Source organism: Nonomuraea sp. NPDC059194, assembly GCF_042754765.1.
GTDB lineage: Bacteria > Actinomycetota > Actinomycetes > Streptosporangiales > Streptosporangiaceae > Nonomuraea.
Map to the genome: position 1 here is coordinate 85,230 of NZ_JBHZBH010000035.1, position 6,262 is coordinate 91,491.

Below are 6,262 nucleotides of genomic sequence, written 5' to 3' on the forward strand. Positions count from 1 at the left end.
CGGTCAATGGCGCGCGTTTCTTATTGTGAAGCGACAGAGAATGCGGCGAGGTTGGGGGAGTGACGCCGTGGCTGAGCGTTCGAGCTTGCCGAAGAAGGAGCCGGACAAGGAGCAGCCCAAGCCCTGGCGCGCCGAAGGGCTGCCGAAGGGCGGGGCGGGCGGCCGACCCAAAATCAACTGGTGGCGTTTCGTCATCACGCTGCTGGTGGTCTACGCGGGCTTCTTCCTGATCTCGTCGTTCTTCGACGAGGGCCAGGTAGAGACGATCTCCTACAGTCAGTTCACCAGTCAGGTGACCTCCGGCAACGTCAAGGAGGTCTACGCCCAGGGCTACTCCGTCACCGGAGACCTGAAGAAGGCGGCCACCGATCCCGACAGCTCCAACAAGTCGTACACGAAGTTCGTCACCGAGATCCCGGTGTTCGCCAACGACGAGCAGCTCTACCAGCAGCTGACCTCGGCGGGCGTGGAGATCAAGGCCGAGCCCATCAGCACCGGCAGCCGCGGCTTCCTGCTGAACCTGCTGCTGTCGCTGCTGCCGATCGCCATCCTGGCGGCTCTGTGGATCTGGGTCATGCGGCGCGGCGCCAGCATGATGGGCGGCGGCGGGCTCGGCGGCCTCGGCAAGTCGAAGGCGGCCAAGCCGATCGAGAGCGACAAGATCCGCGTCACGTTCGAGGACGTGGCGGGCATCGACGAGGTGGAGAACGAACTCGTCGAGATCGTCGACTACCTCAAGGACCCCGGCAAGTACCGCCGCCTCGGCGCCAAGCTGCCCAAGGGCGTCCTGCTGGCCGGACCGCCAGGAACGGGCAAGACCCTGCTCGCGCGGGCCGTCGCGGGCGAGGCCAACGTGCCGTTCTTCTCCGCCAGCGCGTCGGAGTTCATCGAGATGATCGTCGGCGTCGGCGCGTCCCGCGTACGCGACCTGTTCGAGGAGGCGCGCAAGGTCGCCCCCTCGATCATCTTCATCGACGAGATCGACGCCATCGGCCGCGCCCGCGGCGGGGCCAGCGGCATCGGCGGGCACGACGAGCGCGAGCAGACGCTCAACCAGATCCTCACCGAGATGGACGGCTTCTCCGGGGCCGAGGGCGTCATCGTGATCGGCGCCACCAACCGGCCCGAGGTGCTCGACCCCGCGCTGCTGCGTCCTGGACGGTTCGACCGTACCGTCATGGTGGCCCCGCCCGACGCGGCGGGCAGGATCGCCATCCTGCAGGTCCACACCAGGAGCGTGCCTCTCGACGGCGACGTCAGCCTGGAGCAGCTCGCCAAGACCTCGCCCGGCATGACCGGCGCCGACCTGGCCAACCTCGTCAACGAGGCCGCGCTGCTCGCCGCCAAGCGCGGCAAGGAGAAGGTCTCGGCCCCCGACTTCGCCGACGCGCTGGAGAAACTGCAGCTCGGCGCGGTGCGCTCAATCGTCATGCCGGAGGAGGAGCGCACCAGGACCGCCTACCACGAGGCCGGCCACGCGCTGCTCGGCATGCTCCAGCCGGGCGCCGACCCGGTCAGGAAGATCTCGATCATCCCGCGCGGCAGGGCGCTCGGCGTCACCCTGTCCACACCCGACACCGACCGTTACGCCTACGACGAGAAGTACCTGCGGGGCCGCATCATCGGCGCGCTCGGCGGGATGGCGGCCGAGCAGGTCATCTACGGCGTCATCACCACGGGCGCGGAGAACGACCTGGAACAGGTCACGATGATCGCGCGCGGCATGGTCGGCCGGTGGGGCATGTCGCAGCGGATCGGCCCGCTGACCATCCTGCCGAACGACGGCCAGCCGCAGGCCGCCCCGCACACGCTCGCCGCGCTGGACGAGGAGGTACGGCGGATCGTCGACGAGTGCTACGAGGCGGCCATCAGGGTGCTCGGCGAGAACAGGGACCGGCTGGAGGCGATCGTCGTGGCGCTGCTGGAACAGGAGACGCTGGACGAGGCCCAGGCGTACGCGGCGGCGGGACTGCCGCGCGCCAACCGGCCCGCCGTCGAGCCCAAGCCCCACTGATCACACGTCGCCAGCCCGCCCGCCCGCGCCCCACCACCCCCCTCACCCCCCGTCGCCCCCCGTCGCCCCCCGGTCACCGGCCACCGTCACCGGCCACTGTCACCGGCCACCGTCACCGCCCCCGGTCACCGGCCACCATCACCGGCCCCCCGGCCACCGGCCACCGGCCACCGGCCCTCCCGGCCCCCCGGCCATCGGCCATCAGCCCCCGGCCACCGGCCACTGTCACCGGCCCCCGCCAGGGCCCCGTCAACGCCTCGCCGCGGCGTCGGCGTGCCGGGGTCGGCGGGCGACCCGCTTTGACTCCTTTGTGGTCTTATCGGGGTATTTGGTCGGGCACGTGCTCGGTGTGACTCTCAATGATGAAATCTTCGCCCGCCTCGGAGACCCGGGGCTCGAGCAGATCGCCGGACTGCTCGGCACCGACACCGCACAGGCCCGCACCGCGGTCGAGGCAGTGGTGGGCACCATCGTCGGCGGCATGGCCCACAACACAGGCGACTCGCAGGGCGCGCAGGCCCTGCGGACCGCACTGGACGACCACGTCGACCGAGACCCGTTCAGCGCCGACCCCTCCGACCTCGAGCAGGAGGGCCAGGGCATCCTCGGCCACGTGCTCGGCAGGCAGGGGACCGAGCAGGCGGCGGACGGGATCTCGCAGTTCGCCGGGCTCAACTCGGCGACGGTCCTAAAACTGCTGGCCGCGCTGGCGCCGATCGTGATGTCGATCCTGGCGAACAGGGCCAGCAGGCAGCAGATGGACGCCGGCGCGGTGGCCGACGACCTCAACAAGGAGCAGTCCGCGACGCAGGGCGGCATGAACGACGTGCTGGGCGGGCTGCTCGGCAGTATCTTCGGCGGTCAGGGCGCGGGAGGCGCGGGCGGCCTCGGTGACGTGCTGGGCGGCCTGCTGGGCGGGGCCCCGCCGTACCAGTCGCAAGAGCCCAGCCAGGAGACCCCGGTTGACCGGCCCGCACCTCAGCGGCGGCCTCCCCGGGCGGCGGACCCGGAGAACACCAACCCCGACTGGTGACCTCGCCCGATAAACTGACCGGGTGATCGTGCTCGCCTCAGCCTCCCCCGCCCGCCTCGCCCTGCTCCGCAGCGCCGGGCTCGATCCCAAGGTGATCGTGAGCGGGGTCGACGAAGAGGCGTTCACCGCCGTGCTCCCCGCCGACCTGCCGCTGAAGCTCGCCATCGCCAAGGCCGAGGTCGTCGCGGCGGGGCTCACCGAGGGCCTGGTCATCGGCTGCGACTCCGTCCTGGAGCTCGACGGCCGCGTGTACGGCAAGCCGGCCACCACGGACGAGGCGCTGGCGCGCTGGCGGATGATGCGCGGCCGGACGGGCCGCCTGCTGACCGGCCACTGCGTGATCGACGTCGCCACCGGCCGGCGGGCCGCCGAGGTGGCCTCCACGGTGGTGCGGTTCGGCACACCGTCCGAGAACGAGATCGCCGCCTACGTCGCCAGCGGAGAGCCGCTCCACGTGGCGGGCGCCTTCACCCTCGACGGGCTCGGCGGCTGGTTCGTCGAGGGCATCGAGGGCGATCACGGCAACGTGCTCGGCATCTCCCTGCCGCTCGTCCGCGAGCTGCTGGCCGAACTGGGTTACGCGGTGACCGACTTCTGGCGCTAGTTTCTCCCCATGCGATCAATGCGCGACTTCGCCGGCGGTGTCGGGTTCTTCTTCCAGGGCCTCGGCTGGGTGGCCAGAAACGGCCGATGGTGGGGCTTCGGGCTCATCCCCGCGCTGGTCGCCTTCGCCGTCTACGTGGTCGCGCTGGTCTACCTGGGCAACAACGCCACCGGGATCGCCGACTTCCTGACGCCGTTCGCCGATGGGTGGTCTCCCGGGTGGCGTGACTTCTTCAGGGGCGCGCTGGGGGTGATGCTGTTCATCGGCGGGCTGGCGCTGGCGGTGCTGACGTTCACCGCGCTCACGCTGGCGATCGGGGAGCCCTTCTACGAGAAGCTGTCGGAGAAGGTCGACCCGCTGCAGGAGTCCGACGACGTGCCGTGGTGGCGGTCGATCCCGCGCTCGCTCAGGGACAGCCTGGTGACGCTGCTGTATGTATTGATGTTCACGATCCCGCTGTTCTTCCTCGGGTTCGTGCCGGTGATCGGGCAGACGGTGGTGCCGGTGCTGGGCGCCCTCGTGTCCGGATTTTTCCTGACAGTGGAGCTGACGTCGCTGGCTCTGGAACGGCGAGGCCTCAACCGCCGCGCCCGCTTCCAGATGCTGCGCGCGAACAAGGCACCCGCACTGGGGTTCGGGGTGCTGGTCTTCCTGCTGTTCCTGGTGCCCTTCGTGGCGGTCATCGCGATGCCAGCGGCGGTGGCGGGGGCGGCGCTGATGGTCCGCTCACGGTTGTCGGCCCTGCCGCCCGCCCGCCCCTAGCCAGCCTGTCGGAAACGTTTCGTTGACTTCTCCCCGCCATAAACAGATGGCGGGGAGAACTCCCGCCTCACGGCAGGATGGCTACTGCTGCTTCTACGCCGCTTGCGCGGTGCAGGTTTCGGGCGGTGCCAGGCTCGGGATCGCCTCGCCTGGTCTTACCTACCCTTCACAGTTGTTTCGGGTGTCCGCCAGCCCGGCGGCCACGTCGTGCGAGCACCTCAGGCGGATGCCTTCGGCGAGGATGTTGAGCGCGGCGGCGATGTCGCGGTCGTGATGTTCGCCACACGATTGACAGTCCCACTCGCGGACGTCCAGGGCGAGCTTCCCGATCTTCCAGCCGCAGCGGTCGATCTGGATAGTCGGCGCCCTTCACCACCAGGGCTGTCCACAGCCTCACCCGCCCGACCGCCGCCATCCACAGAACCACGCTCGCCCGAAATGCCCCCACCCCTCACCCGGCACCCTCATGCCCCATGAGCACCGACCTCACCGAATCCGCCCTCACCCTGACCACCCCCGCCGACATCCTGGCCGCCGTGCCGTACATCGTCGGCTTCCACCCCAGCGACAGCCTGGTCGTCATCGGCCTGGCAGGCAGAGTCGGCCAGGGCGAGATGCGTGTCTGCGCGCGCTGGAACCTGCCGCTTCCGCCGGGCTCACTCCGTCCCCTCGCCGCGCTGTTCGCCCGAGAGTCGATCACCCACCTCGTCGCCGTCGGATACGGCATCCGCTCTCACGTCACCCCTGCCGTCGACGAGCTCAATTCCATCGCCACGTGGTGCGGCGTCGTCCCCTGCGAGATCCTGCGCGCCCATGAGGGCCGCTACTGGTCCTACGTGTGCGAGCTGCCCGGCTGCTGCTCCGTGGACGGCACGCCGTACGACACCTCCACCAGCCGGATAGCCGCCGCGGCGACCGTCCAGGGCCTCGTCGCCCTGCCCAACCGTGCGACCCTCGAGGCGACGATCGCGCCCCACACCGGCCCCGTGCGACTGTCGATGCGCCAGGCCACCGCGGGAGCCGTCACCGCCCTCCGCACCGCCATGGCGAGCGCGCCCGACGCCGACCGCTTCGCCCGGCGCTTTGTCGCCGACGGCCTGGCCAGGGTCCGCGCCGCCATCGAGATCGCCACGTCAGGTGGGAGGATCGACGACAAGACGGTCGCCCGCCTGGGGCTCGACCTGTCCGTGATCAGGATTCGCGACGAGGCCTGGACACTGCTCGACGACACCACCCAGCCCGCCCATCTCGCGCTCTGGAAGGACCTCACGCGACGCCTCGAACCGCGCTTCGTCCCCCCGGCCGCCTCTCTCCTCGCGATGTCCGCCTGGCGCGGCGGCGAGTGCGTCCTCGCGACCATCGCCCTCGAACGCGCTCTGGCCATCGACCCCACCTACTCGATGGCAAACCTCCTCATGCACGCGCTCCAACACCTGCTCTCACCCAACACGCTGCGCGACCGCATGCCAAACCCCGCCGAGCTCGACGCCGCCATGGGCACACCCCACGCGAGCTGGCTGCTGCCCCTGACCGCCGTCCTCGACGAGAAGGAAGAGGCCCTCTCCTGACGCTCCTCCCAGCGTCGCCATCGTGAGCGGGCTGCGGCATCCTCAGCAACGCGCCACCGCGACGGCCCCGGCACCAACCTGACATCACATCGCTCAGCCCGGAACAACTACCGATAGAACGCCTCCTCGAGGCATCCCGGCACCATGCTCGCCAAGCTGCACCTGGAAGGTGGATCCGCTGCCCGCTGACCTAGGGCGTGTTTCATAAGCAGGTCAGCCAGTCGTTGATGATGGCGATCTGGACGGTGGCCTCGTAGCGTACGGCGAGCTTGTCGTACCTG

Annotated in this window: 6 protein-coding genes; 5 read left to right on the plus strand and 1 reads right to left on the minus strand. The window is 70.0% G+C overall.

Annotated elements, in window-relative coordinates:
- Positions 1-40 precede the first annotated feature (40 nt).
- From ftsH to ACFXJ8_RS33360, 4 genes are all read left to right on the plus strand, one after another.
- A complete protein-coding gene (gene ftsH / locus ACFXJ8_RS33345) occupies positions 41-2,014 on the plus strand; it encodes an ATP-dependent zinc metalloprotease FtsH (protein ID WP_379647966.1) in 1,974 nt (657 codons plus the stop codon).
- Between the two features lie 349 nt (positions 2,015-2,363).
- On the plus strand, positions 2,364-3,047 hold the full coding sequence (locus ACFXJ8_RS33350; RefSeq protein ID WP_379647967.1) for a DUF937 domain-containing protein: 684 nt from the start codon (positions 2,364-2,366) through the stop codon (positions 3,045-3,047).
- Between the two features lie 22 nt (positions 3,048-3,069).
- Positions 3,070-3,651 (plus strand): Maf family protein, encoded by a 582-nt coding sequence (locus ACFXJ8_RS33355; RefSeq protein WP_379647968.1) that lies wholly within the window; start codon positions 3,070-3,072, stop codon positions 3,649-3,651.
- A gap of 9 nt (positions 3,652-3,660) precedes the next feature.
- The gene (locus ACFXJ8_RS33360; RefSeq protein WP_379647969.1) at positions 3,661-4,413 is read left to right on the plus strand and encodes an EI24 domain-containing protein; all 753 of its coding nucleotides are present in this window, start codon (positions 3,661-3,663) and stop codon (positions 4,411-4,413) included.
- A gap of 159 nt (positions 4,414-4,572) precedes the next feature.
- On the opposite strand, the gene ACFXJ8_RS33365 is transcribed toward ACFXJ8_RS33360, so the two are convergent.
- Positions 4,573-4,770 (minus strand): zinc ribbon domain-containing protein, encoded by a 198-nt coding sequence (locus tag ACFXJ8_RS33365; RefSeq protein WP_379647974.1) that lies wholly within the window; start codon positions 4,768-4,770, stop codon positions 4,573-4,575.
- A 116-nt stretch (positions 4,771-4,886) separates the two neighbouring features.
- Here ACFXJ8_RS33365 and ACFXJ8_RS33370 point away from each other — a divergent pair, with 116 nt between their 5' ends.
- Complete coding sequence (locus ACFXJ8_RS33370; RefSeq protein WP_379647970.1) at positions 4,887-5,981, plus strand: DUF4192 domain-containing protein; 1,095 nt, start codon at positions 4,887-4,889, stop codon at positions 5,979-5,981.
- Positions 5,982-6,262: the final 281 nt, after the last annotated feature.